19 protein-coding genes are annotated in these 25,167 nt (G+C 74.6%); 11 read left to right on the top strand and 8 right to left on the bottom strand.

Annotated features, from left to right (window positions below; all coding sequences use genetic code 11):
* The first annotated feature begins 101 nt into the window (after positions 1–101).
* The 7 genes from EIZ62_RS21735 to EIZ62_RS21705 all read left to right on the top strand — a co-directional run bounded on the left by EIZ62_RS21735 (position 102) and on the right by EIZ62_RS21705 (position 10,801).
* Entirely contained in the window at positions 102–1,487 is a 1,386-nt protein-coding gene (locus EIZ62_RS21735) for a hypothetical protein (RefSeq protein WP_156696538.1), read from the top strand.
* Between the two features lie 17 nt (positions 1,488–1,504).
* Complete coding sequence (locus EIZ62_RS21730) at positions 1,505–2,578, top strand: glutamate ABC transporter substrate-binding protein (RefSeq protein WP_156694327.1); 1,074 nt, start codon at positions 1,505–1,507, stop codon at positions 2,576–2,578.
* Positions 2,579–2,605: 27 nt separating this feature from the next.
* Positions 2,606–3,871: a hypothetical protein gene (locus tag EIZ62_RS21725; RefSeq protein ID WP_156694325.1), complete on the top strand. Its 1,266-nt coding sequence runs from the start codon at positions 2,606–2,608 to the stop codon at positions 3,869–3,871.
* 54 nt (positions 3,872–3,925) lie between these two features.
* Positions 3,926–6,583 carry a serine/threonine-protein kinase gene (locus tag EIZ62_RS21720; RefSeq protein WP_156696536.1) on the top strand — a complete coding sequence of 886 codons (2,658 nt, stop codon included), beginning with the start codon at positions 3,926–3,928 and terminating at the stop codon, positions 6,581–6,583.
* Between the two features lie 3 nt (positions 6,584–6,586).
* A complete protein-coding gene (locus EIZ62_RS21715) occupies positions 6,587–7,990 on the top strand; it encodes a PP2C family protein-serine/threonine phosphatase (protein WP_156696537.1) in 1,404 nt (467 codons plus the stop codon).
* An 80-nt stretch (positions 7,991–8,070) separates the two neighbouring features.
* A complete protein-coding gene (locus tag EIZ62_RS21710) occupies positions 8,071–9,429 on the top strand; it encodes a vWA domain-containing protein (protein ID WP_156694323.1) in 1,359 nt (452 codons plus the stop codon).
* Positions 9,430–9,481: 52 nt separating this feature from the next.
* Positions 9,482–10,801 carry an FHA domain-containing protein gene (locus EIZ62_RS21705; protein ID WP_156694321.1) on the top strand — a complete coding sequence of 440 codons (1,320 nt, stop codon included), beginning with the start codon at positions 9,482–9,484 and terminating at the stop codon, positions 10,799–10,801.
* Positions 10,802–10,828: 27 nt separating this feature from the next.
* On the opposite strand, the gene EIZ62_RS21700 is transcribed toward EIZ62_RS21705, so the two are convergent.
* Positions 10,829–11,878 (bottom strand): methyltransferase domain-containing protein, encoded by a 1,050-nt coding sequence (locus tag EIZ62_RS21700; protein ID WP_156694319.1) that lies wholly within the window; start codon positions 11,876–11,878, stop codon positions 10,829–10,831.
* 116 nt (positions 11,879–11,994) lie between these two features.
* Between EIZ62_RS21700 and EIZ62_RS21695 the strand changes: the two genes are divergently transcribed.
* The 4 genes from EIZ62_RS21695 (at position 11,995) to EIZ62_RS21680 (ending at position 15,871) form a co-directional block, all read left to right on the top strand.
* A complete protein-coding gene (locus EIZ62_RS21695; RefSeq protein ID WP_156694318.1) occupies positions 11,995–12,399 on the top strand; it encodes a globin in 405 nt (134 codons plus the stop codon).
* A gap of 162 nt (positions 12,400–12,561) precedes the next feature.
* On the top strand, positions 12,562–12,909 hold the full coding sequence (locus tag EIZ62_RS21690; protein ID WP_156694317.1) for a hypothetical protein: 348 nt from the start codon (positions 12,562–12,564) through the stop codon (positions 12,907–12,909).
* Positions 12,882–13,607, top strand: a complete 726-nt coding sequence (locus EIZ62_RS21685) for an ABC transporter ATP-binding protein (protein ID WP_244375895.1) — start codon at positions 12,882–12,884, stop codon at positions 13,605–13,607. The genes EIZ62_RS21690 and EIZ62_RS21685 overlap by 28 nt, the downstream gene beginning before the upstream one ends.
* A complete protein-coding gene (locus EIZ62_RS21680) occupies positions 13,604–15,871 on the top strand; it encodes a hypothetical protein (RefSeq protein WP_156694316.1) in 2,268 nt (755 codons plus the stop codon). Before EIZ62_RS21685 ends, EIZ62_RS21680 begins: the two co-directional genes overlap by 4 nt.
* A gap of 129 nt (positions 15,872–16,000) precedes the next feature.
* Here the strand turns inward: EIZ62_RS21680 and EIZ62_RS21675 are convergent, their stop codons facing one another.
* From EIZ62_RS21675 to EIZ62_RS21645, 7 genes are all read right to left on the bottom strand, one after another.
* Complete coding sequence (locus tag EIZ62_RS21675; RefSeq protein WP_156694315.1) at positions 16,001–16,666, bottom strand: DUF8010 domain-containing protein; 666 nt, start codon at positions 16,664–16,666, stop codon at positions 16,001–16,003.
* Positions 16,663–17,109, bottom strand: a complete 447-nt coding sequence (locus EIZ62_RS21670) for an acyl-CoA thioesterase (RefSeq protein WP_156694314.1) — start codon at positions 17,107–17,109, stop codon at positions 16,663–16,665. The genes EIZ62_RS21675 and EIZ62_RS21670 overlap by 4 nt, the downstream gene beginning before the upstream one ends.
* Positions 17,110–17,119: 10 nt before the next feature.
* The gene (gene ettA, locus EIZ62_RS21665; RefSeq protein ID WP_156694313.1) at positions 17,120–18,784 is read right to left on the bottom strand and encodes an energy-dependent translational throttle protein EttA; all 1,665 of its coding nucleotides are present in this window, start codon (positions 18,782–18,784) and stop codon (positions 17,120–17,122) included.
* Between the two features lie 182 nt (positions 18,785–18,966).
* Complete coding sequence (locus EIZ62_RS21660; RefSeq protein WP_167536407.1) at positions 18,967–20,397, bottom strand: Cys-Gln thioester bond-forming surface protein; 1,431 nt, start codon at positions 20,395–20,397, stop codon at positions 18,967–18,969.
* A gap of 242 nt (positions 20,398–20,639) precedes the next feature.
* The gene (locus EIZ62_RS21655) at positions 20,640–21,167 is read right to left on the bottom strand and encodes a single-stranded DNA-binding protein (protein ID WP_156694310.1); all 528 of its coding nucleotides are present in this window, start codon (positions 21,165–21,167) and stop codon (positions 20,640–20,642) included.
* A 192-nt stretch (positions 21,168–21,359) separates the two neighbouring features.
* Positions 21,360–23,327: a GTPase gene (locus EIZ62_RS21650; protein ID WP_156694308.1), complete on the bottom strand. Its 1,968-nt coding sequence runs from the start codon at positions 23,325–23,327 to the stop codon at positions 21,360–21,362.
* On the bottom strand, positions 23,324–24,922 hold the full coding sequence (locus EIZ62_RS21645) for a dynamin family protein (RefSeq protein ID WP_156696534.1): 1,599 nt from the start codon (positions 24,920–24,922) through the stop codon (positions 23,324–23,326). The genes EIZ62_RS21650 and EIZ62_RS21645 overlap by 4 nt, the downstream gene beginning before the upstream one ends.
* Positions 24,923–25,167: the final 245 nt, after the last annotated feature.

Below are 25,167 nucleotides of genomic sequence, written 5' to 3'. Positions count from 1 at the left end.
TCAAGCCTGGTGTGAACACCGGCCCCTTTCGCCATACTGCGGTGAGCGACCGAGGGGGAGGTCACGTGACATACGCACCGGACGCGCCGGCCGCACCGGCCGTGCCGGGTCCGCCCGGCGCGCCGCCACCGCCGGCACCGGGACCGGACCCCGTGACGGCGCCCGGGGGGCCGCCCGCCGGGCGGGGCGCGTGGGCCGAGGGGGCGGCCCGGCTGCGTGGAGCCGCGACGACCGAGCCTGGGCGGCTCCGGATCCTGGGGGCCGTACTGGCCGCGCTGGTCGTGGCGTTCGGGGCGGTCACCGCGTTCGAGGTGTCCGACCGGGCGGCGGCGGCCGACGACGTGGTGAGCCGCAGTCAGCCGCTGAGCGCCGACGCGGCGGACATCTACCGCTCCCTGGCGGACGCCGACACGGCCGCGGCGGGCGGCTTCCTGGCCGGCGCGCAGGAGCCCGCCGGAGTGCGCGAGCGGTACGAGGAGGACATCACCACCGCGTCCCGGCTGCTCGTCAAGGCCGCGTCGCACACGGACGCGTCGTCCGCATCCGCCCGGGACATCGGCCGGCTCAACGAACACCTGCCGCGCTACACGGGCCTCGTCGAGCGCGCCCGCGCGGCCAACCGCCAGGGCCTGCCGCTGGGCGGCGCCTATCTGCGCTACGCCAACCAGCAGATGAGCACCCGGCTGCTGCCCGCCGCCGAGCGGCTGTACGAGGCGGAGACCGCGCGCCTGGGCCAGGACGACCGGGACGCCCGGACGTGGCCGTTCCTGTCACTCGGCACCGGGATCGTGGCGCTCGCCGCCCTTCTGTGGGCGCAGCGCCGCTCGTACCTGCGCACCCACCGGGTGTTCAACCAGGGGCTGCTGGCCGCCACGGCCGCGTCCACGGTGGTGCTGCTGTGGCTGGCGGCCGGGCACGCGGTGGCGCGGGCGGGCCTCGACGAGGCCACCGCCCACGGCCAGAATTCCCTCAAGGTGCTGAACGAGGCGCGGATCAACTCCCTGAAGGCACGGGCGAACGAGAACCTGACCCTGGTGGCGCGCGGCGCGGTGCTGACCGCCGACGGCAAGAGCGACAAGTACGAGACCGACTACGGCACGGGCATGGGCAGGCTCACCGCGGCGCTGGACCGGGCGGCCGCGCTCGCGGACGACAGCGCGGGCAGGACACCGGTGACGGAGGCCTCGGCGCGGGTCTCCGAGTGGAAGGACCGGCACCAGAACGCCCGGGAGACGGACAACGCGGGCAACTACGAGGGGGCGCTGGCCAGGGTGATCGGCCCCGACGGCTCCACCGGCGAGTCCTTCGACGACGTGGACGCGGCGCTGGAACGCGCACGCGACCACGAGCAGGGCGAGTTCACCCGCGCCGCCGAGGACGGGCGCGCCGCGCTGACCGGCCTCCCGGCCGGAGCCGCCGCGCTGGCCGTGGTGGGCGCGGCCGGCGCCGTCATGGGCGTCAACCGCAGGCTGTCGGAGTACCGGTGAGGGCGAGGGGAGGCACGATGAAGGGCGACGACGGCACGGAGCCGGTTCCCGGGCGGCCGCCCGGCCGGACCGGCCCGAGGGGGTGGCGCGCGCGTGCCGCCCGGGGCGCCGCGCGGCTGCGCGGCTGGGGCGGGGTCGCGGCGATGGCCGTGGCGTGCGGGCTGACCGCCGCGCTGACCCTGGTGCCGCTGTCCCACGGCGGACCCGGCCGCTCCGCGGTGTCCGGCGCGGACAGCGCCCTCCCCGTCAGGGCCGACACCTGCCAGGACCCGGAGGCCTCCCTGCCGCCGTCCACCGCGGACGGGCCGTCCGTCGACGCCATCAAGGCGCGCGGCAAGCTGGTCGTCGGCGTCGACCAGAACAGCTACCGGTGGGGGTACCGCAATCCGGCGACCGGCCGGCTGGAGGGCTTCGACATCGACCTGGCCCGGGCGATCGCCGAGGACATCCTCGGCAGCCGGGACGACGTCATCTTCCGGGCCGTCCCCACCAACCAGCGGATCTCCGCCCTGGAGAACGGGACGGTCGACCTGGTGGTGCGGACGATGACGATCAACTGCAAGCGGATCGAGCAGGTCGCCTTCTCCACCGCCTACTTCCAGGCCGGGCAGCAGGTCCTCGCCCCGGAGGACTCCCCGGTCACCGGCTACGACACGTCCCTCAAGGGCAAGCGGGTCTGCTCGGCGGAGGGTTCGACGGCGTACGAGGCGCTGGCGCGGAACTCGTTCGGCGCCGTCTACCGGGACGCGCACGACGACCGGCCCGAGGACGAGGACGTCCACACCGTGCCCAACCAGCTCGACTGTCTCGTACGGCTCCAGCTCGGCGAGGTCGACGCGGTCGTCACGGACAACGCGCTGGCGGCCGGACAGGCGGCCCAGGACCCGGCCGTCGAGCTGAAGGGCAAGCCCTTCACCACCGAGTACTACGGGGTCGCCGCGAAGCTCGGCAACGACGACCTCGTACGGCGGGTCAACGCGGTGCTGGTCGACTACCGCAAGGGCCCCTGGACGAAGGCGTACGACCAGTGGCTGCGGCCCGTCCTGCCCGGCATAGCCGGCCCGCCGGCGCCGAAGTACCGCACCAACTGACCCTGTGGACGAGTGGAGAGGTGATCGATGGGCGTCACGGGACCTCCAGGGCCGGTGATGGACCGGGACGAGGTGGACCGTGCGCTGGCGCGGCTCGGGGCGGAGCACAAGGCGGTGGAGGACTCGCTGCTCGCCCTCCAGGACCACGCGGGCCGCAGGCTCCTCGAGGGCGCCGAGCTGACCGGCACGACCAAGGACCGCTGGGCCGGCACCGAGCAGACGATCACCCTGCTGTGGACGTACTTCGACGCGTACACGGAGGCGCTGGACGAGGTGCGCGAGGTGCGCGCCCGGCGGCGCTGGCCCGGACGCGAGGAGCTGGCCGAGCTGACGGAGCGGCTGCGCGGCGAGAGCGTGACGGTGTCGGGCACACCGTCCAAACTGGCCGAACGGTTCACGCTGGAGCGGCTGGTGGAGCGGATGAACGAGCTGTACGCGAGCTCCCTCGACATGGTCGTGACGGCGGACGCCGTGTGGTCGGCCCTGCCCGCCCGGATAGACCTGCTGGCGGCCGAGCTGCGCCGCACCCGTTCGCTGGCGCACTCGGTGGGCGTACGCCCCGGGGAGCACCCGGCCGGCGACGACCTGGAGTCCATCACGCACGAGCTGACGACGCTGCGCTCGCAGGTGGTGACCGACCCGCTGGCCTTCTGGCGCCCCGCCCTGGGCAGTTCGGCGCCCGGGGGCGGGCGGCCGGACACCGACCGCTACGACCGGGCGGCCCGGGCGCTGGAGGACGTGCGCCGCGAGATCGAGGCGGTGCTCCAGGTGCGGCAGGACTCGGAGGCCCGGCTGCTGCGGCTGCGGGACGTCCTCTCGCGCGCCGACCGGACGCTCACCGAGGCGCGGGCGGCCCGGGGCGAGGTGCTGGCGAAGATCGCCGCCTCGGAGGTACCGGTGGTGAACGGTCCGCCGACCGTTCTCCAGGAGCGCCTGGCGGCGGCCGCCGACCACCGCCGCCACGCGCGGTGGCACCGGCTGTCGCCGCTGCTGGAGGCGCTGGAGCAGGAGGCCGAGGAGGAACTGCTGCGGGCCCGTGAACAGTTGACGGCGGTCACCGCGCCGCTGGCGGTCCGGGCGGAGCTGCGCGGCCGGCTCGACGCGTACCGGGCGAAGGTCGCCCGGCACGGCCTGGCGGAGGACCCGCTGCTGATCGAGCGGTACGACGTGGCGCGCCGCATGCTGTGGAGCGCCCCGTGCGACCTGCGGGCCGCCGAGCAGGCGGTGCTGCGCTACCAGCGGGCGGCCGCCGAGGCCCTGTCGGGTGCCGGGCCCGTGGACCGTGGACCGTAGGGGGAAGAGTTGAGGGACTGTCAGCGGCCCGGCTGTGAGGGCCACTACGAGGACATGGGCGGCGGCGAGCTGTACTGCGACACGTGCGGCCTGGCGCCGGTCGTGTCGCCGTCGGGCATGGTGTCGTCGCCGCCCACGGGCGTCGCGGGCGGCGGGCGCGGTTCGACCGGCAGTTCGCGCTCCTCGTCCCGGTCGTCGCGGTCATCGCGGTCCTCCCGGTCGTCGCGGCGCTCGGTGTCGGGGCGGCTGTCGCGCTCGCTGTCGGGCGGCACGGGCTCGTCCCGGTCGGTGTCGGTGCGCAGCTCCGGCTCGTCCACCGGCCAGTCCGGGCGGGGCAGGCTGGGCGCGGGGCTCGTGTCCGTCCCGGCGGTGCCGCGCCCCGACCCCCGGTCGGTGGTCATGGCGGAACCGGAGGTGCCGGAGCGGAAGCGATTCTGCTCGCGGTCCGACTGCGGGGCGCCGGTCGGCCGGGCCCGCGGTGACCGACCGGGGCGCACCGAGGGCTTCTGCACCAAGTGCGGCCACCCGTACTCGTTCGTCCCGAAGCTGCGCGCCGGTGACGTGGTGCACGGCCAGTACGAGGTGGCCGGGTGCCTCGCGCACGGCGGCCTCGGGTGGGTCTACCTCGCGGTGGACCGGGCGGTCTCCGACCGGTGGGTCGTCCTCAAGGGCCTGCTGGACACCGGCGACCAGGACGCGATGGCGGCGGCGATCTCGGAGCGCCGGTTCCTCGCCGAGATCGAGCACTCCAACATCGTCCGCATCTACAACTTCGTGGAGCACCTGGACCAGCGGACCGGCTCCCTCGACGGCTACATCGTCATGGAGTACGTCGGCGGCAAGTCCCTCAAGGACATCGCCAACGAGCGGCGCGGGACGGACGGGCGGCGCGACCCGCTGCCGGTCGAGCAGGCCTGCGCGTACGGCATCGAGGCCCTGGAGGCGCTCGGGCACCTGCACGGCAGGAACCTGCTGTACTGCGACTTCAAGGTCGACAACGCGATCCAGACCGAGGACCAGCTGAAGCTGATCGACATGGGCGCGGTGCGCAGGATGGACGACGACGAGTCGGCCATCTACGGCACGGTCGGCTACCAGGCGCCCGAGGTGGCGGAGACCGGCCCGTCGGTCGCGTCCGACCTGTACACGGTGGCGCGGACGCTGGCGGTGCTGACGTTCGACTTCCAGGGCTACACGAACGTGTTCGTGGACTCGCTGCCGAACCCGGACCACATCGAGGTGTTCCGGACGTACGAGTCGTTCTACCGGCTGCTGGTACGCGCGACCGACCCGGACCCGGCGCGCCGGTTCGCCTCCGCCCAGGAGATGGCCGACCAGCTGACGGGCGTGCTGCGCGAGGTGGTCGCGCTCCAGACCGGCCGCCCCCGCCCGGCCCTGTCGACGCTGTTCGGCCCCGAGGTGCGCGTCCCCGACACGGAACTGTTCGCCGCCGACGACGCCGACGTCTCCCTGCTCGGCGCCCGCGAGGTCCCCAGGGGCCTGGCCCTGCGGGCACGCGCGCGTGTCGCGGGACGGGCCCCCGGCGTGGGCGGGCGCGTGGCGGCGGGGACGGCGGTGGTGCCCGTGGCGGCGGTGGCGCCGGTGACTGCTTCGGGCGCGGGTGCGGCTGTGGCGGGTGGCGGGCCGGGGGCGGCTGTGGCGGGTGGCGCGTTCGGTACGGGGCCCGGCGCGGGGTCCGGGGTCGCCGTGGCGGGTGCGGTGCCGGCGCCGCGGGCGGGGGCGGGGGCGGTGACGGCCGCCGCGTCCGGGGCGCCCGGCGCGCCCCTGCTCGCCCCGCTGGACGCCCGCGTCACCGCGCTGGCGCTGCCCGTACCGCACGTCGACCCCGGCGACCCGAACGCCGGTTTCCTGGCCGGGCTGCTGGCGTCCGCCCCCGCGGAGCTGATCGCCGCGCTGCGCTCCGCCCCGGCGGGCTCCCCGGAACTGCGGCTGCGCGAGCTGCGCGCCCGCCTCGAGATGGGCGAGACCGAGTCGGCCGGCCGGTTGCTGGACACCCTGGAACGGCAGCACCCGGACGACTGGCGGGTCGTCTGGTACCGCGGGATCGTGTCGCTGGCGACGGGCGACGACGCGAACGCCGCGCTGTCGTTCGACGCGATCTACGACGCGTTCCCCGGCGAACCGGCGCCCAAGCTGGCGCTCGGCGTATGTGCCGAGGTGCTGGGCCAGTTGGACAACGCGGCCGAGTACTACCGCCTGGTGTGGACGACGGACCCGAGCTACGTCAGCGCCGCGTTCGGGCTCGCGCGGGTCCGGCTCGCGGCCGGCGACCGGCCCGGCGCGGTCCACGCGCTGGAGTCGGTGCCCGAGGCGTCGATCCACTACACGGCCGCCCGCGTCGCGGCCGTACGGGCCAGGCTTCGGCGGCGCCCGCCCCGGGAAGCCCTGCTCGGAGACCTGACGGCGGCGGCCGGCCAGGTGTCCGCGCTACAGCAGTTCGGGCTGGACGCGGTCCGCCGCGAACAGTTGTCCACAGAGGTGCTGGGCAAGGCGCTGGACTGGGTACTCTCCGGTAGTCCCGGTGTGGGGGCCGCACGGGCCCCACTGCTGGGCAGCGAACTGGACGAGCGTGCCCTGCGTTTCGGACTGGAACGCTCCTACCGGGTGCTCGCCCGGCTCGCTCAGCGCGGCGAGGAGAGGATCGACATGGTGGAGCGGGCGAACCGCTTCCGCCCCCGGACATGGGTGTGAATGATGTCGCAGAGGCACCAGTTGTCAGCCTGCCCCAGCTGCGAGGAGCCGCTGGATTCGGGTGACCTGTTCTGCGGTGCGTGCGGGTACGACCTGTCGGCCGTACCCCCGCCGCCGGAGGACCGGCCGACCATGGTCATGGGCTCGCCCGTCGGCGGCGCCACGTGGCCCACCGCGCCGGCCGAGCAGCCCGCCCCGGGCGCCGCCGCCGTGCGCTTCGACGCCCGCGCCACGGGCGACGGCGACTTCGAGCTCCCGGCCCCGGCGCCCGCACCGGCCGAGGCCCCAGCGCCGCCGCCCGCCCCGGCACCCGCCCCCGGTACCGCCCCGGCTCCGGTGCGGGCTCAGGCCGGTGCTCCCGGTCCGGCCCCGGGCGGCGGTGCCCCGGGCGACGGTGTCCCGGGGGCCGACCCGGCACCGGCCGGGGGCGCGCCCGATCCCCGGGCGGCCGAGCACACGGCGGCGCCGGCCGCCGGGACCCGGCTGTGCGTGGCCTGCCGGGCCGGGCACGTGGATCCGGACGGGTACTGCGAGAACTGCGGGCACGCCCAGCCGCGCGAGCGCGACCACATGGAGGAGGAGCTCGGCGCGGTCGCCGCCGTCAGCGACCGCGGGCTGCGCCACCACCGCAACGAGGACGCTTTCGCCGTGTCGTCGACGGCCCTGCCGGACGGTTCGCCGGCGGTCGTCGCGATCGTCTGCGACGGGGTGTCGTCGGCGACCCGCCCCGACGAGGCGTCGGCCGCCGCCGCGGCCGCGGCCAACGAGTCGCTCCTGGCGTCCCTTCCGCGCGGCACCCACCCGCAGGCGGCGATGCACGACGCGATCGTCGCCGCCGCCGACGCGGTCAACGCCCTGGCGAACACCGGCGGCGGTCAGGACGGCGCCATGGAGCACGACCCGCACCGCCACCAGAACGCCCCGGCCTGCACGCTCGTCGGCGCGGTCGTCGCGAACGGCCTGCTGGTGGTCGGCTGGGTCGGCGACAGCCGCGCCTACTGGGTGCCGGACGACCGCGGCGGCCCGCCCGCCCGGCTCACCGAGGACGACTCGTGGGCCGCGCAGATGGTCGCCGCCGGACTGATGAACGAGGCCGAGGCGTACGCGGACGAGCGGGCCCACGCCATCACGGGCTGGCTGGGGGCCGACGCGTACGAACTCGACCCGCACACCGCGGCGTTCAAGCCCGACCGGCCCGGTGTCGTCGTGGTGTGCACGGACGGCCTGTGGAACTACGCGGAGGGGGCGCGGGACATGGCGCGGGTGGTCCCGCCGGACGCGGCGGCCCGGCCCCTGCACAGCGCCCGGGTCCTGGTCGGGCACGCGCTCGACGGTGGCGGGCACGACAACGTAACGGTGGCCCTCGTGCCGTTCGCGGTGGCGCCCGGAGGGGCAGGATCGGCCTGACCGTTTCGCCCGACGACCAGCCCCCCACCGCCTTCCGCCCGTTGCGCGGGCGTCAGTCCACGTCCTGAGGAGCCGATCAGATGGCGAACTTCTCCAAGTCGAACGTGCCGCAGTTCTCGGTGGACGTGTACCAGAACGAGTACCTCCCGGAGGGCGGGCGCGAGGTCAACGCGATCGTCACGGTCACCTCGACGGGTGGCGGCACCAGCGGCGGGGTGCCGTTGACCGGGGCGTCGGTCTCACCGGCGTACATACCGGGGCGGGGGCCGTCCGCCGCCGTCGTGATCATGGTCGACTGCTCCGGGTCCATGGAGTACCCGCCGACGAAGATGCGCAACGCGCGGGACGCCACCGCGGCCGCGATCGACACCCTGCGCGACGGCGTCGCCTTCGCGGTGGTCGCCGGCACCCATGTCGCGCACGAGGTCTATCCCGGCGGGGGACGGCTGGCCACCGCCGACGCCCGCACCCGCGCCGAGGCGAGGGACGCGCTGCGCAGGCTGAGCGCGGGCGGCGGCACGGCGATCGGTACGTGGCTGACGCTCGCCGACCGGCTGCTGGCGTCCGCCGACGTACCGATCCGGCACGGCATCCTGCTGACCGACGGGCGCAACGAGCACGAGTCGCCGGAGGACCTGCGGGCCGCGCTGGACGCCTGCGCGGGCCGCTTCACCTGCGACGCGCGCGGGGTGGGGACCGACTGGGAGGTCAAGGAGGTCACCGGCATCGCCTCGGCCCTGCTCGGCACGGCGGACATCGTCGCCGACCCGGCGGGCCTCGCCGCGGACTTCACGCGGATGATGGAGGACGCCATGGGCAAGGAGGTCGCCGACGTGAGCCTCCGCCTGTGGACCCCGGTCGGGGTGGAGATCGTCTTCGTCAAGCAGGTGGCCCCGACGGTGGAGGACCTGTCGGACCGGCGTACGGAGGCGGGGCCCCGGGCCGGTGACTACCCGACCGGCTCGTGGGGCGACGAGTCCCGTGACTACCACGTCTGCGTCCGGGTGCCGGAGGCGGGAATCGGCCAGGAGATGCTCGCCGCCCGGGTCTCGCTCGTCCTGCCCGACCCCGCCGGCGGCACCCCGCAGGCCCTGTCGCACGGGCTGGTACGTGCGGTGTGGACGGACGACATGGCGGCGTCCACGTCGATCAACCCCCAGGTCGCGCACTACACGGGTCAGGCCGAACTGGCGCAGGTCATCCAGCAGGGGCTGGACGCCCGCAAGTCGGGTGATTTCGACGGCGCGACGGCGAAGCTCGGCCGGGCGGTGCAGCTCGCGGCCGCCTCCGGCAACGCGGACACTGCGAAACTCCTTTCGAAGGTGGTGGACGTGGTCGACGCGGCGACAGGTACTGTGCGACTGAAGGCGAAGGTCGCGGAAGCGGACGAGATGACCCTCGAAACGCGCTCCACGAAGACCGTTCGCGTCAAGAAATAGGTCACGATCTGCTCGGCCTGCGGGCCGGACGAGGAGAGGGGGAAGCGCCGACATGCCGACCTGCCCGAACGGACACCAGTCGGGTTCCGACGACTGGTGCGAGGTCTGCGGACACCGCATGACCGGGGCGGGCGCGCCTGCGGGTGCCGTTCCGCCGCCGCCTCCCCCGCCGCCGCCGCCCGCGTACGGCTACCCCGGCCCGGCCGGCCCCGGTGGTCCCGGCGGCCCCGGTGGTTTCGCGAACGGTGACCCGAACGCCACCGCGCAGGCGGAGCTGTGTCCGCAGTGCCGCACTCCGCGCGAGGCCATGGCCCCGTTCTGCGAAGAGTGCCGGTGGAACTTCCTGACCAACACGGCCACGTCGTACACCCCCGTCGCCCCGCCGCCCATGCCGGGCAACCAGGGCCGTCCCGGGGGCCCCGGTGGTCCCGGTGGTCCGCCGCCCGGGCTGAACCTGCCGCCCGGCTTCCAGTCGCAGTCGCCGTCGCAGGCCCCGCAGCCACCACAGGCCCCCCAGCCGCAGGCGCCGCGGCCGCCGGACCCGTTCGACTACCAGGGCTCCCGCCCCTCGCAGATGAACCGCCCCGCCGAACCGCTGCCTCCCGAGCCGCCGTCCCACCAGGGGCCGCCCCAGGGCGCGCCGCAGGGTCCGCCGCCGGTTCCCCAGGCGTTCCAGCAGCCGCCCGGTCCGCCGCGGCCGCCGCAGGCGTTCCAGCAGCCGGGCCCGCCGCCCCCGCCGCAGCCCCAGTCACCCGCGCACCCGACCGGTGGCGGCGGGGACGACTGGATGCTGCCCCCGCCCTCGCAGCCCGGCCCCCCGGCACCACAGCCGCACACGCAGCAGCCGCAGCCGCAGGCACAGCAGCCGCACCAGCCGCATCAGCCGCATCAGCCGCAGGCGCAGCACCAGCCGCAAGCGCAGCCTCACCAGTCGCAGCACCAGCCGCCGCAGGCACAGCAGGCGCCCGCGGGCTGGACCGCGGTGGTCGCGCCCGACCGTGAGTACTTCATGGCGATGATGCGGCGCAGCGGCCCCGAGGCGGCGGGCCTCAACCTGCCCGCGTACTCCCCCGAGCAGCGCCTGACGCTGACCGGCACCCAGATCAGCATCGGCCGCCGGCGGCACTCCACGGGCGAGTCCCCCGACATCGACCTGTCCGTGCCGCCGGAGGACCCGGGCGTCTCGCACCAGCACGCGGTGCTGGTGCAGCAGCCGGACGGTTCCTGGGCGGTGGTGGACCAGAACTCCACCAACGGCACCACCGTCAACGGCGCCGAGGATCCGATCCAGCCCTACGTCCCCGTCCCGCTCCAGGACGGCGACCGGGTGCACGTGGGCGCCTGGACGACGATCACCGTCCGCCGGGGCTGACGCCGCACGAGGCGGCGCTGGGCCGCGCTAGTCCGCGGTGCCGAGGGGCCAGAGGTAGGGCCCCTCGGGATCGTCCAGCCAGGCCCACTGGTGTCCGTCGCTGACCGTCACGCCGAACCGTTCCCGTGCGGGGCGCCTCTCGCGCTGCCAGAGCGAGTACGCCTCGTACGGGTCCAGGCTGCCCGCGGTGAGCGTCAGCAGGAACCGGAACAGCTCGTTCTCGGTGGCGTGCCGCGGCAGGCCGCCCGTGCGCACCACCGGCTCCCGGGCGGCCCCGCCGCGCAGGGGCACGAAGAAGGCGGACGTGTGGAGGAACCGCCCCTCCGCGTGGCCCTCGTCCCGTACCCGCAGGCGGATGAGCCCGGTGGACAGCGGCGCCAGGACGCGGGCTCCCGGCCGGCACTGCGCGAGCCACGCGGGTGGTACGGACGGCACGGCGCAGGTGGCGACGATCGCGTCGAACGGCGCCCGGCCGGGGCAGCCGGCGGCCCCGTCGCCGGTGACGACGGCCGGGCGGAACCCGGCCGCCGCGAGGTGGGCCCGGGCCGCCCGCGTGATGTCCTCGTCGAGGTCGATGGTCGTCACCCGCTCGTCGCCCAGCCGGTGGGCGAGGAGCGCCGCGTTGTACCCGGTGCCGGCACCGATCTCCAGGACGCTCTCGCCGTCCCTCAGCTCCAGCGCGTGCAGCATCGCGGCCATCAGGGACGGCTGGCTGGCGGAGGAGACCAGTTCCCGGTCGCGTACGCGCGTGGCGAGCGGTCGGTCCAGGTAGGCGCCCTCCAGCCACCGCCTGCGCCGGGCCGGGTCGGGGTCCTCGCACGAGAGCCGCTCGTACCCGCCGATCACCCCGATGTGGAAGTACGGCACGAACAGGTGCCGGGGCACGTCCTCGAACGCCGACCGCCAGGCCGGGTCCTGGAGGTCACCGCCCGCGGCGATCTCCCGCACCAGCTCGCGCCGCGCCTCGGCGGCCTCCTCGGCGAACGGATCCTCGGAGATCGGGTCCTCGGAGATCGGGTCCTCGGAGATCGGGTCCTCGGCGGACGGACCCTCGCCGGACGTCCGGTGTGTACCCATACCTCCACATTGACCCCCGTCGGGCTCGCTGGCGAGCACGCGGCAGATCGCGGAGGGGTTTCCGGGGGGGTCCTAGGGCCCGGGTCCTCGGCCGGTGCGTCTGAGACGATGGACTCGTGAATGAGATCCCGCGCGGCACGCTTCAGGAGCAGACCTTCTACGAGCAGGTCGGCGGCGAGCCCACCTTCCGGCGCCTCGTCCACCGCTTCTACCAGGGCGTCGCCGAGGACCCCCTGCTGCGGCCGATGTACCCGGAGGAGGACCTGGGTCCGGCCGAGGAGCGGCTGGTGCTGTTCCTGATGCAGTACTGGGGCGGCCCGCGCACCTACAGCGACAACCGCGGCCACCCGCGCCTGCGGATGCGCCACGCCCCCTTCACCGTGGACCGCGCGGCGCACGACGCCTGGCTGAAGCACATGCGGGCGGCCGTCGACGAACTCGGCCTGTCCGAGGAGCACGAGCGGACGCTGTGGAACTACCTCACGTACGCCGCCGCCTCCATGGTGAACACGGCCGACTGAGCGGCGCATACGCTCCGTAACCGGGAAGTGACAGAAAAGGTTCCGGCCAGATCTCCCGTACCCGGTCCCCCTGGGCACCCTCCACCACCTAAGTTCACAGCCGCAACACATCGAACGGGCATCCGCAGCCGGCGGGTGCCCCTCGTCTTGTGGAGGTGCAACGTGCGACGGAGGACATCGCGGCTGGGCGCCGTGGCGATCGCGACGGTGACGGCGCTGCTCGGGGCCGGCACCGCGTTCGGTGACACCTTCTACGTCTACGAGGGTGAGGACTTCGGCTACATCGGCCAGGACCACAAGTACGCCGGTGTCTGCGACCGCGAGTACGACGGCTTCAACGTGTACGTCAACTTCAAGCGGACCACGCCCAACACGGTCGTGCGCATGGAGGAGCAGAACGGCTACTGCCGGTCCTCCACCACCGGCACGTACTCGATCTACACCCTGCAGACGTGCGAGAACCGTCCCCTCGTGTCGGACGCGTGCTCCAGCTGGAAGAGGCACCCCTGACCCCCCTGGCCGCGCCCACCGTGCTGGTGTCCGGCCTGACCTGCGAACTCGGTGGCCGCACCCTGCTGCGCGACGCGGCCATGACCGCCCACGCGGGCGAGTCCGTCGCCGTCACGGGCCCCAGCGGCAGCGGCAAGTCCACCCTGCTGTCCTGCCTGGCCGGGCTGTACCGCCCCCGCGCCGGGACCGTCCGCGTGTGCGGCACCGACACCGGCGCGCTGCGGCCCGCGAAGGCCGCGGCGTGGCGGCTCGGCACCCTGGGCTTCATCTACCAGTTCGGGGAGCTGCTGCCCGAACTGAGCGCCCTGGAGAACACCGCGCTGCCCCTCCTCATCGCCGGCCGGGGCCGCCGCGAGGCGTACGGGACGGCCGGGCGGCTGCTGCGCGAGCTGGGCGTGGGCGCGGTCGCGGACTCCCCGGCCGGCGTCCTGTCCGGCGGCGAGCGCCAACGGGTCGCCGTGGCCCGCGCGTTGTCGACCCGGCCACCGGTGATCCTCGCCGACGAGCCGACCGGGGCGCTCGACGAGCGCGCCACGGACGACGTCTGCGCGCTGCTCTTCGCGCTGCCCGTCCAGTACGGCTGCACCCTCGTCGTGGTCACGCACAATCCCGTGGTCGCGTTCTGTGCCGACCGCCAACTGGCGCTCCGTGACCGGCGGTTGCACGAGACCACCGACAGCACCCCGGCGGGCGCGTGAGCGGCACCCGGCGCACGACCAGTGACCGACGGGCGACCGGCGGCCGGTGGGCGGGCCGCGCCCCGCGCCGCGGCGCGACCGCGCACCTGCTCGCCGTCGGGCGGCGCGCCTCGGCGGGCCGCGGCGGGCGGCGCGACCCACGGCTCACCGTCCAGGCCCTGTGCCTGGTGCTCACCGGGATGGCGGCGGCGCTGCTGGTGTGGGGCGTCCAGGCGGTCCACACGGTGTACGAGGGACGCCAGGCCCGCGTGGCGGCCCGGGTCCCCGTCGCGGCGGAGCCCGGCGCGCGGCCGGCCGCCTGGTGGGCGCAGAGCGACGACACCTGGGGGGAGAAGGTCTTCTCGGTGGTGTACGTCGAGCCCGCCGACCCGTCCGCGCCCCTGCCGCCGGGCCTGCCCCGCCTGCCGGAACCCGGTGAGTCGTTCGTGTCACCGGCGCTGCTCGACGCCATGCCGGCCGCCGCCACCCGGTACGGCAGGCTCGCGGGCACGATCGGGCGCGAGGGGCTCGCCGACGCGGGAGAGCTGTTCGTGTACGTCCGCCCGCCGGCCGGCGTGAGCGTCAAGGGGTACGCCACGACGCTGGGGATCAGCGGTTTCGGGACGGAACGGCCGGGCGACCCCGCGTACTTCGCGAGCCAGTCGTTCGACCGGCCGGAGGGCGACTTCCTCTGGCTGCTGGTGCCCCAGCTGGGGCTGCCGGTGGGCGTCCTGCTCGTCGTCGCCTCCCGGCTCGGTGCCCGGCAGCGGGACCGGCGCCTGGCGGTGCTCTTCGCGATCGGCGCGGGGCGTTCCGTACGGGCGAGGGTCGCGGCCGGGGAGGCCCTGCGCCCGCTGGCCGCCGGCGTCGTGCTCGCGGGCGTACCGCTGGCGGCGCTCACGCTGACCGGGGTCCGGCTGCCGCTGACCGGGTACGAGGTGCCGGCCGCCGATCTGGCGCCGCTGCGGTGGCAGTTCCCCCTCACGTCGGTGGGCGTGTGGGCGGCCCTGTGCCTGATGTTCGCCGCGCTGCACCTGCGGGTGCGCCCCGCGGGGTCCGGCCGGCCGCAGGCGGCGCGGCGCCCGCCGTCGGCGTGGCCCGGCGTCCTGTGCGGGACCGGCGCCCTGGCCGTGGTCGCCGGGGCGGCGGTGGGCCAGGCGATGGGCCTCCGACTGTTCGTCCTGGGCACCACGCTGACGCTCGTCGGGCTGCCGCCGCTCCTGGGGCGGGCCGCCGCCCGCGCCGCCGAACGGCTCACCGGCCGCGGCACGGCGAACCCGGCGCGGCTGATCGGCGGGCGCTGGGCGGCCGCCCATCCGGCGGTCGTCGCCCGGGCGGGCGCGGCGCTCGTCGTCATGCTGGGGCTCGTCGCCCAGGCCCTGGTGCTGGTGACCGACCTGACGGCGGGGGCCCGGAACGCCACCGTCCTCGGCGAACGCCTCGGCGGCGGGCTCCTGGAGGTCTACAGCGCACCTCCGAGCCAGGAGGCGTACGCCCGCTTCCTCACCGCGCTGGGCCCGGAGACCCGAGTCCTGCGCGTCCTCCCGGGCAGCGGGACGCCGGAAGGTGCGGGCCCCGTGCTGCGGGGGGACTGCCGCGACCTGGCCGCCCTGGGCGCCATGCGGTCCTGCCCGCGCGACCGGGCCCTGCCGGTGCGGGAGGTGTACCGGGAGCGCACGCCCCGCACGGAGGCGCTGCGCTGGATGAGCTTCGGCAGCGTCCACGTCCAGGCGTCCGCCTCCCGGGCGGCGTTGCTGGAGGCACAGGGTCCGTTCGTGGTGCTGACCGGCGGCCCGGAAGGGCGTGAGCGTGCCGAACGGGCCGCCCTGGCCACGCTGCCGCTGCCCCACGTCGACGTCCCGGGCGCCGGCAGCGTCGTCGGCGCCCAGGCCCGCGCGCGGCAGGCCGGCTGGGTGGTGCTGGTGGCGGCCGCCGGGTTCCTGCTGCTGGCCCTCACGGGTGCGGCGGGGTTGCTGCACGCGTTCCTCGACCGCGCCGACGAACTGCGCCCCCTGGCCGGCTACACCTCGGGCACGCGCTTCCACCTGCGGGTCGCCTACTGGGGCATGGGCGTCCCCATGGCCTGCGTACTCGCCCCGGCCGCCCTCGCCGCGGCCCTGCTCGCCGGCGTGAACCTCGGCTTCCTGTCCCCATCGGGAAGTTCACCCCTGGCACTGCTGGCCGGCGGCCTCACGGTGGCGGTCACGGTCTGCGCGGCGGCGACGGTGGCCGGCGGATGGCTGGCGGCCAGATTCACCCACCGCTGGGTCCCGAGAGGCGACTGAGCGGTGGGAAGCGCGCGGCGTGGCGCCGCGGCCGCGGCCGCGTGGCGCCCCCCGTGCGTTTGAGTGCCGCGCCGAACGGCGCCCGGGCGGCCATGTCGAACCCGGTGGTACGACCCGCCCGCCGGGCCCTTACGTCCGGACCGGGGTGACGGTCAGTCCCGGTCCGATACCGGCCTTGCGGACGGCGATCGATCCGTACGGGGTGCGCAGCCGCAGCCACGAGCCCGCGGCGAGCAGGGCCACCGGCACGTCGTGCGGGGGCAGGAAGCCCAGCGACTGGGCGGCGTGCACGGCGCGCAGGGGAAGGCCGGTGGCGCCGATCGTGCGGGTCCAGATCTCCCGCCCGATCCGGTCGCGCTCGGCGCGGTTGCGGCGCTCGGCCGGCAGGGCGGTGTCCCGCTCGCGGAACTCGGCCACCGCCGCGGCGACCGCTCCGCGCAGTCCGGCGGCGTCGGGGAGGCCGGGGGCCTCCTGCCAGCCGCCGCGCGGGGGAAGGACGCCGGCCCACGGCGGGCCGGTGACGGGGTCCGGGACCATGGCCTTGCCCGCCGACTCCTCGATGCCGTCGAGGAGTTGCCCCGCCGACACGGTGACGTCCAGCGGCGCGTCGTCCAGGAGCGCCGCCGTCCGGATGGCCAGCACCTCGAACGACGGCGGCCGCCCGAACACGGCCAGGGCCCCGCCACCCGCCTGGAGGCGGACGGCGGCGGCCCTGTCGTAGTGGATCAGCCGGGCCAGGAAGGCCGCGAGGTCGGCGGCCTCCCTGGCGTCGGCGAAGTGCAGCGGCGGAGTCATGCCGCGGCGGCCTCCCCCGGCGCGGGCGAGCGCATGCCGTCGTCGACGTACTCCTCGAGGAACGACCGCTCCTCCGCCGAGATGCGGCGCGGGCGCTGGGCCTCCAGGTCGAACGGCACGACGACCGTCGAGGCCCGCACGTACACCTGGTCCGGGTCCTTGATCTCGTACGCGATCGTCAGCGACGCCGCGCCGATCTTCGTGACCCACGACTCGATGGTCACCGGCTCGTGCCGGTGGACCAACGGGCGCACGTAGTCGATCTCGTGCCGGGCCACGACGGACCCGCCGGAGAAGGAGGGCGAACCGTCCCCCGGCGCGAGCCGGAACATGAAGTCGATCCGCGCCTCCTCCAGGTACCGGAGGAAGACGACGTTGTTGACGTGCCCGAAGGCGTCCATGTCCGACCAGCGGAGGGGACAGCTGTAGATGTGACGAGCCACTGCCGCTGCCTCAGCCCCGGGTCAGCTTCTTGTACGTGGCGCGGTGCGGGCGTGCCGCGTCCGGGCCGAGGCGCTCGATCTTGTTCTTCTCGTAGGACTCGAAGTTGCCCTCGAACCAGAACCACTTGGAGTCGCCCTCGTACGCCAGGATGTGCGTGGCGACCCGGTCCAGGAACCAGCGGTCGTGGGAGACGACCACGGCCGCGCCCGGGAACTCCAGCAGCGCGTTCTCCAGCGACGACAGGGTCTCGACGTCGAGGTCGTTGGTCGGCTCGTCGAGGAGCAGCAGGTTGCCGCCCTGCTTGAGGGTCAGCGCGAGGTTCAGGCGGTTGCGCTCACCACCGGACAGGACGCCGGCCGGCTTCTGCTGGTCCGGGCCCTTGAAACCGAACGCCGACACGTAGGCGCGGGACGGCATCTCGACCTGGCCGACGTTGATGTAGTCGAGCTCGTCCGAGACGACCGCCCACAGCGTCTTCTTGGGGTCGATGTTGGCGCGGCTCTGGTCGACGTAGGAGATCTTGACGGTCTCGCCGACGCGGATGTCGCCGGAGTCCGGCTCCTCCAGGCCCTGGATCATCTTGAACAGCGTGGTCTTGCCGGCGCCGTTCGGGCCGATGACGCCGACGATGCCGTTGCGGGGCAGCGAGAAGCTCAGGTCGTCGATGAGGACCTTGTCGCCGAAGGCCTTGTTGAGGTTCTCGACCTCGACGACGACATTGCCCAGGCGGGGGCCCGGCGGGATCTGGATCTCCTCGAAGTCCAGCTTCCGCATCTTGTCGGCCTCGGCCGCCATCTCCTCGTACCGGGCGAGACGGGCCTTCGACTTGGCCTGCCGTCCCTTGGCGTTGGAGCGGACCCACTCGAGTTCTTCCTTGAGCCGCTTGGCGCGCTTGGCGTCCTTCTGGCCCTCGACCTTGAGACGGGTCTGCTTGGTCTCCAGGTACTTCGAGTAGTTGCCCTCGTACGGGTAGGCGCGGCCCCGGTCGAGCTCGAGGATCCACTCGGCGACGTTGTCGAGGAAGTACCGGTCGTGGGTGATGGCGACGACGGTGCCGGCGTACTTGGCGAGGTGCTGCTCCAGCCACTGCACGGACTCGGCGTCCAGGTGGTTGGTGGGCTCGTCGAGCAGCAGCAGGTCGGGGGCCTCCAGCAGCAGCTTGCAGAGCGCGACGCGGCGCTTCTCACCACCGGAGAGGTTGGTCACGGGCCAGTCGCCGGGCGGGCAGCCGAGGGCGTCCATGGCCTGCTCGAGCTGGGCGTCGAGGTCCCACGCGTTGGCGTGGTCCAGCTCCTCCTGGAGCTTGCCCATCTCCTCCATGAGCGCGTCCGTGTAGTTCGTCGCCATCTCCTCGGCGATGGCGTTGAACCGGTCGAGCTTGCCCTTGATCTCGCCGACGCCGTCCTGGACGTTCTCGAGGACCGTCTTGGACTCGTCCAGCGGCGGCTCCTGGAGCAGGATGCCGACTGTGTACCCGGGCGACAGGAAGGCGTCACCGTTGGACGGCTGCTCCAGACCGGCCATGATCTTCAGCACGGTCGACTTACCGGCGCCGTTCGGGCCGACCACACCGATCTTCGCACCGGGCAGGAAGCTCAGCGTCACGTCATCGAGGATGACCTTGTCGCCGTGCGCCTTGCGCGTCTTGCGCATCGTGTAGATGTACTCAGCCAAGAGAAACCGTCCGGCAGTCCGTGAGTGGGCAGATACACCCCATCTTGCCTGACGGCCACCCCGCGACGGAAACCCGTATCGTCCCGCGCCGCCCGCCAGGGGCTACGCCGCCCGCGCCCCGGCGGCGGGCCACCGCCCGGGCGCGTCCGTCAGCCCCCGGCGCCCGTCAGCCCCCGGGTCCGTCAGTCCTCGGCGCCCGGGTCCTTCTTCTTGCGGAGCAGGAAGACGGCGGCGCCGCCGATCACCAGCATCGCCAGCGCTATGCCCGCGATCATGGGCGTGGCGCCGGAGGCTCCCGTCTCGGCGAGGTCCGGTCCGTCGTCCGTCCCAACGGGGCCGGTGGACGTGCCGCCTGCCGAGAGGGGGCTCGGCCCGTTGCCCTGCTCGCCGGTCATGGGGACGGCGGTGCTGCCCGTGGTGCGGCAGTCGAGGGTGCCGGTGAACGTCTTCCGGAAGCCGCCGGGGGCGGTGACCGTGACGTCGTACGGCTGGTCCTCCGCGACCGGGACGGTCACGGTGCGGGTCTCGCCGGCCCGGACGGAGTGGGTGAGGCCCATCAGCTCGAAGCCGAAGGCGGCGTCGCCCCGGTTGGTGACCGTGACGTCCACGCCGCTCTTGGCGCAGTTCTTCCGGGCCGAGAGGGCCGGTATGGGGCCGGCCGTCGCCCAGGTGGCCCCGGCGGTGGCGGAGACGGTCGACTCGCTGGAGCCGGCCAGGATCTGCGTCTGGCTCTTGGTGACGCCGCTGAAGGCGCGGCCGACCGGCACGGAGGTGGTGGCCTGCACGGTGAGCGCGGCGGAGCCGTCGGCCGCCTTGGCGGGGACGTCGAAGTACAGCCGGCTGCCGTCGGCCGCCGAGGTGACCGGCTTGCCGTTGCCGTCGGTGATCCTGATCCCGCTGGCGGCGGCGTCGGCGGGCGGGGACACCGAGACCCGGGCGGCGTCGGTGCGCACGGTCACGGGGCCGATCCGGCCGCCGGCGGGGCCGGACACGGCGCTGGGCTCCAGGCTGAGCGACGCCTCGGGCTCCGCGACGCTCCGGGCCTCCTTCTCCAGCCAGTCGGCGAGCCTCTCGGCCGCCGGGTCGAGCGCCTGGATCTGCGCCTTGTCCGAGTAGCGCCAGATGGCGACCTGCGTGCCGGCGGCCGCGGTGCCGGCGGTGAGCGGTCCCGTGCCGGCGTCCGCCGCCAGCTCGCCCAAGTCGTCGACCTGGGGGTAGGAGTGCTGGAGGATCCACCGGATCCGGCCCGCGTCCTTGTTGCCGCCGAGCGCGGTCTGGTCCCAGGACGTCTCCTGGTACCGGGCCTTCTCCTGGGTGGGCTTGTGGAGGTCGACGCAGTAGGTCTTGAGCGTTCCGCCGCCGTCGACGGTCATCTCGAAGAGGCCCGCCGGGATCTCCTGCTTCTCACCGTCGACGTGGAGCACCGCCTGGTCGAAGGTGGTGAGCCCGTTGAGGGTGGCGGCGGCGCCGCCCTGGTGCTGTGATGCCTCGTCGGCCACGGCGGCGGTCGCCCCGGCCACCGCTCCCCCGGCGACCAGACCGGAGGTCACGACCGCGGCGAGGAGGCGGGCGGGACGCCTCCTCCACCTCCGTACAGAAAACCCAGCAAACACAGAATTCCCCTCCGGGCGAGACTTTTGCGCACGTGGCGCGTGGGGGGAGTGCCTCGCCTGCCGACTCAAGTGCCCCGTGAGTACCCGGGAATCCTAGAGAGGCGACCTTGCACAGTCCCCTGTCATACCGTCAGACAACCATTCCGAATCGGAATCGTTATCGCGAACGCCGGTTCACGAGGCCCGTACTCGCCGAATCTCCACATCACCGCGCCGCTCGGTGGCCCACCCCTGACACACCGTCACGACACCAGCTCGGCCTGCCGGTCCGCCGCACCACCTCCCGCCGCCCCCGCCGACCCGGTCGTTCCGGTGGTCCCGGTGGTCCCGTTCGTCCCGGTCGCGCCGCCGTCGCCGCCCGCCCCGGCCGGCTCGCTCCCGTCGCCCGTCCGGTCCGCCGCGCGGGGCTCGCCCTTCGTCACCCTCCTGAACGCCGAGGTCCCGCGCGTCAGGTCGTGTCCGGCCGCCGACGCCTCGAGGTCGACGAACGTCCGGCGCTGACCGTCCCAGTCCTCCTCCCGCACCCTCAGCCGCCCGTGGACGACCAGCGGGTCACCGACCGACACCGACGCGGCCAGGTTGGCGGCCAGCGCCCGCCACGCGCTCACCGTGCAGAAACTCGTGTGTCCGTCCACCCAGGCCGCCTTCTCGCGGTCCCAGCGGCGCGCGGTCGCCGCGAACCGGAATTTCGCCACGCCTCCCATCGCGGTGTCGCGGTAGTCCACGCTCGTCGCGACATTGCCCACCACCGTCACCATCGTGTCGTTCATGACACCCACCCCTCACGGTCGTCCTGCTGACTGACCTCATGCTGGCCCGCCCGCCGAAATCCCACCCGGCCCTGTGGATGAGGCCCGGTTTGTGGACAAGGACACCACCCGCAAGGGGGACGTCCATCCGGCCGCCGCCCAGACCCGCCTCCTCGCCCACACCCGTCACGTCCCCCACACCGCCCGCGGACGTCACAACCTCCGCAGGCCCTTCAGCCCCGTGAGCCCGAGTTGTCCCAACGGTCCCGAGGCCCCCGGGGCCCCCGAAGTCCCGGAAGACCCAGAAGGCTCAGAAAGTCCCGGAGACCCCACCTGTGCGACCTGTCCCACAGGCCCCACAGCTCCTACCGGCCCTACAGCTCCCACCGGCCCCACCGCCCCTCCCCGTCCCCCGACCGTCCGGACGATCACCGAGGCGGGGCCGCTACCGTCGCCGCGCCGGCGCGCCACGTGTGCGTACCGCTCGCGCACCTCGCGGTACCGCATCAGCTCCGCCGCCACCGGGTCGAGCACCCTCGCCCGCCCGCACCCCGCCGCCGCCTCGCGCAGCCGGCGCTCCGTCTCCTGCCCGTACCGCCGGGCCGGGCCCCGGGCCGCCGCCGCGCACGCCCACTCCACCAGGGGCCCGCCGAGGATGCCCGCGAGCATGACCAGGACCGGCGGGACGAGGCCCGGTTCGAGGACGCCGACGATCTGGCCGACCAGCCACAGGGCGCCGTAGAACTGGAGCAGCGTCATGGCCGCCTGCGCCAGTACGGCGGCCGGCCACCACGCGGGCCGGGGCGGCCTGCCGCCCGCCGGGGGCGCCGCCACCGACACCGCCAGCTCGTCCAGCGCCTCCGGAAGGCCGCGGGCCCCGCGTACCGCCGCCTCGCGCACCGCCTGCGCCCAGGGTGCCGGCAGCCCGCGCGAGGCCTCGTCGGCGACCACCCGTACGGCCTGCTCGACCCGCTGGCGCGCCGTCAGCTCGTCCTCCTCCGCGGAGGCGGCGCTCTGCTCGGCGCCCTCCTCCGCGCCCGCCACGCCCCCGTGCGTCCGCATCCGCTCGTACCAGCGCCACAGCCGCAGCCAGGGCGTCCCGCAGGCGCGTCCCGCGTTGCGCCGCCATTCGCGTTCCGCCGCCTCGCCGGCCGCCCGGGCGCCGACGGCGACCGCGAGCCGCGCGCCGAAGTCCTCGCGGGAACGCTCGCCCAGACCGGGGTGGCCGTCGGCCATGTACACCGGGCGCAGCCGGGCGGCCGCCGCGTCCACGTCCGCCGACAGGCGCCGTTCGGCGGCGCCGCGGCCCTGGACGAACGCGCCGAGGAGTTCGCGCAGTTCCCCCACGCCCTCGCCGGTGAGCGCGGACACGGCGAGGACGGTGGCGCCCGGTTCGCCGTGCTCGCCGAGGGCCATCCCGTCCTCGTCCAGCAGCCGCCGCAGGTCGTCCAGCACCTGGTGGGCGGCGTCGCCGGGGAGCCGGTCGACCTGGTTGAGGACCACGAAGGTCACCTCGGCATGGCCCGCCAGGGGGCGCAGGTAGCGCTCGTGCAGGGCCGCGTCCGCGTACTTCTCCGGGTCGACGACCCAGATGACGGCGTCGACCAGGGCCAGCACCCGGTCGACCTGGTCGCGGTGGGCGACGACCGCCGAGTCGTGGTCGGGCAGGTCGACCAGGACCAGGCCCTGCAGCGCCTCGTCGCCCGCTCCGCCGGCCAGCGGCCTGCGCCGCAGCCGTCCCGGGATGGCCAGCCGGTCCAGCAGCCCGGCCGCGCCCTCGGACCAGGTGCAGGCGATGGGGTTGGCGGTGGTGGGCCTGCGGAGCCCGGTCTCCGACACGGGTACGCCCGCCAGCGCGTTGATCAGTGTCGACTTGCCGCTCCCGGTGGGTCCGGCGATGGCGACGACGGTGTGCCGGGACGACAGCCGCTGCCGCGCGGCGGCCTCGTCCAGGACCCGTCCGGCCTCGGCGAGCGTGTCGCCGTCCAGCCGGGTCCTGGACAGGCCGACGAGTTCGCGCAGGGCGTCCAGCCGCGAGCGCAGCGTTCCGGCGTACGCCTCCCCGATCGGGACGTGCGGCTCGTCCGCCGGCGCGTCGCCGTCGGCGGCGGCCTGTTCCTGGGCGCGGCGGGCGATCAGTCCGTCGTCCCAGCGTTCGTCAACGGCGCTCACCGCCGTCACCTCTCCTTCTGCAGTCGGGACAGTGCGGCGATGAGCTCGGACTGTGGTTCGGGGGTCACGTCGAGGGCCCGGAGCGGTTCGAGCCGCCGGACCCGCTCCTCGTGCAGGACGCGGTCGATGTACGCGGTCACCAGCTCGCCGCCCCGATCGCGCAGCCGCAGCGCGCCCTGGGCGCCGAGCAGTTCGGCGAGCCGTTCCCCGGCGCTGCGCGCCCTGCGCCCGCCGAGCAGCGCGGCCGCGAGGAGGGCGGCCACCGTCTCGGGGTCGGGGGCGGCGGCGCGGTCCATGCGCCGTACCTCGTCCTCGGCCAGCTCCTCCAGGACGCGCCGCCAGCGGCGTACGGCCATGCCGATGCGCTCCCCGGTCTCGCGGTCGGGCCCGGAGGACCTCCCGGCGCCCGCGTCGAGCACCCGGGCGGCCGGTTCGCGCCGCCAGGATTCCCGTACGTGGTCGTCGGCGGCGGCGACGGCGCACTGAAGGAGAGCGGTCAGGGACTCGGCGAGGGAGTCGAGCAGTTCGGTGGCCGTGCAGTCGCGGGGGTAGCCGCGCCAGCGGGTGCGGGCGTCCCCGGCGAGTACGGCTCCGCGCCGCAGCTCGCGCCGTACGCGTTCGCCCTCCTGCTCGTAGGCGCCCTGGACGGCGCCGGTGAGGCGGACGGCGGCGGCGTACTGGGCGGCGACGGCCCCGGCCAGCTCCGGCAGCCGGGCGTTCAGCGAGTCGATCACCCCGCCGGCCGTGCGTCCGACGGTCTGCTGGCGGGCGGCGGGGTCCTGGGTGCGGTGGGCGAGCCAGGCGCGCAGCGGGGCGACGGCGGTGTCGGGCAGGAGTCCGTGGCCGCCGCCGGCGGACTCGGGCAGTTCGGGGATGGTGAACCGGGGCACCTCGCCGAGACCGGCGCGGGCGAGGAGCGCCTCGTACTGGCGTGAGACCTCGTTGATGACCTGGTGCGGCACCCGGTCGAGGACGGTGACGAGGGTGGCGTCGTACTCCTTGGCGGTGCGCAGCAGGTGCCAGGGCACGGCGTCGGCGTAGCGCGAGGCGGTCGTCACCATCACCCACACGTCGGCGGCGCAGATCAGCTCGGCGGCGAGTTCGCGGCTCTCGACGACGAGGGAGTCGATGTCGGGGGCGTCGAGCAGGGCCAGTCCGCGCGGGACGGTGTCGGCGGTCTCGACCCGCAGGGCGCGCTCCTGCTTGCCGTCCTCCGGCTCGGCCTCCCCGTCCGGGGCCGCCCATACGCGGGTGAGCTGGGGCAGCACCCGCATCCCGGCGAACCAGTGGTGGTCGTCCGGATGGCAGACAAGGACGGGTGTGCGGGTGGTGGGTCTGAGCACCCCGGCCTCGCTGACCCGCCGCCCTACGAGGGAGTTGACGAGCGTCGACTTCCCGGCCCCGGTGGACCCGCCGATGACGGCGAGCAGCGGAGCCTCGGGTTCCTTGAGCCGGGGCACCAGGTAGTCGTCGAGCTGCGCGAGCAGCTCGGCCCGCGTCTGCCGGGCCCGTGGCGCGCCCGGAAGGGGCAGTGGGAGACGCACGGCGGCGACACGGTCGCGCAGGGCGGAGAGTGCGTCGATGAGCTGAGGCCGTACGTCCAAGGTCACCACATGCGAAGAATGCCCAATTTCATGACCTTTTTGAAGCGTATGACGCTCCCTGCGCGCCGATCAGACACATGAGACAGACGGGATGAGTGGGACACAGGCATAACGAGTACACAACACCCGGGGCGTGAGACGCGAAAAGCGCTGCAGGAATCGCACCTGCCTGCGATTATCGGTTCGCTTCACCGAACCTCCACATCGTGCCACGCAGGCGAAGCGACCGGGTCAAGGCGATCGGA

This window comes from Streptomyces ficellus, from assembly GCF_009739905.1.
GTDB classification, from domain to species: Bacteria; Actinomycetota; Actinomycetes; order Streptomycetales; family Streptomycetaceae; genus Streptomyces; species Streptomyces ficellus_A.
Note: the sequence above shows the minus strand (reverse complement) of the source record. Positions and strands in the feature narration are given on the sequence as shown.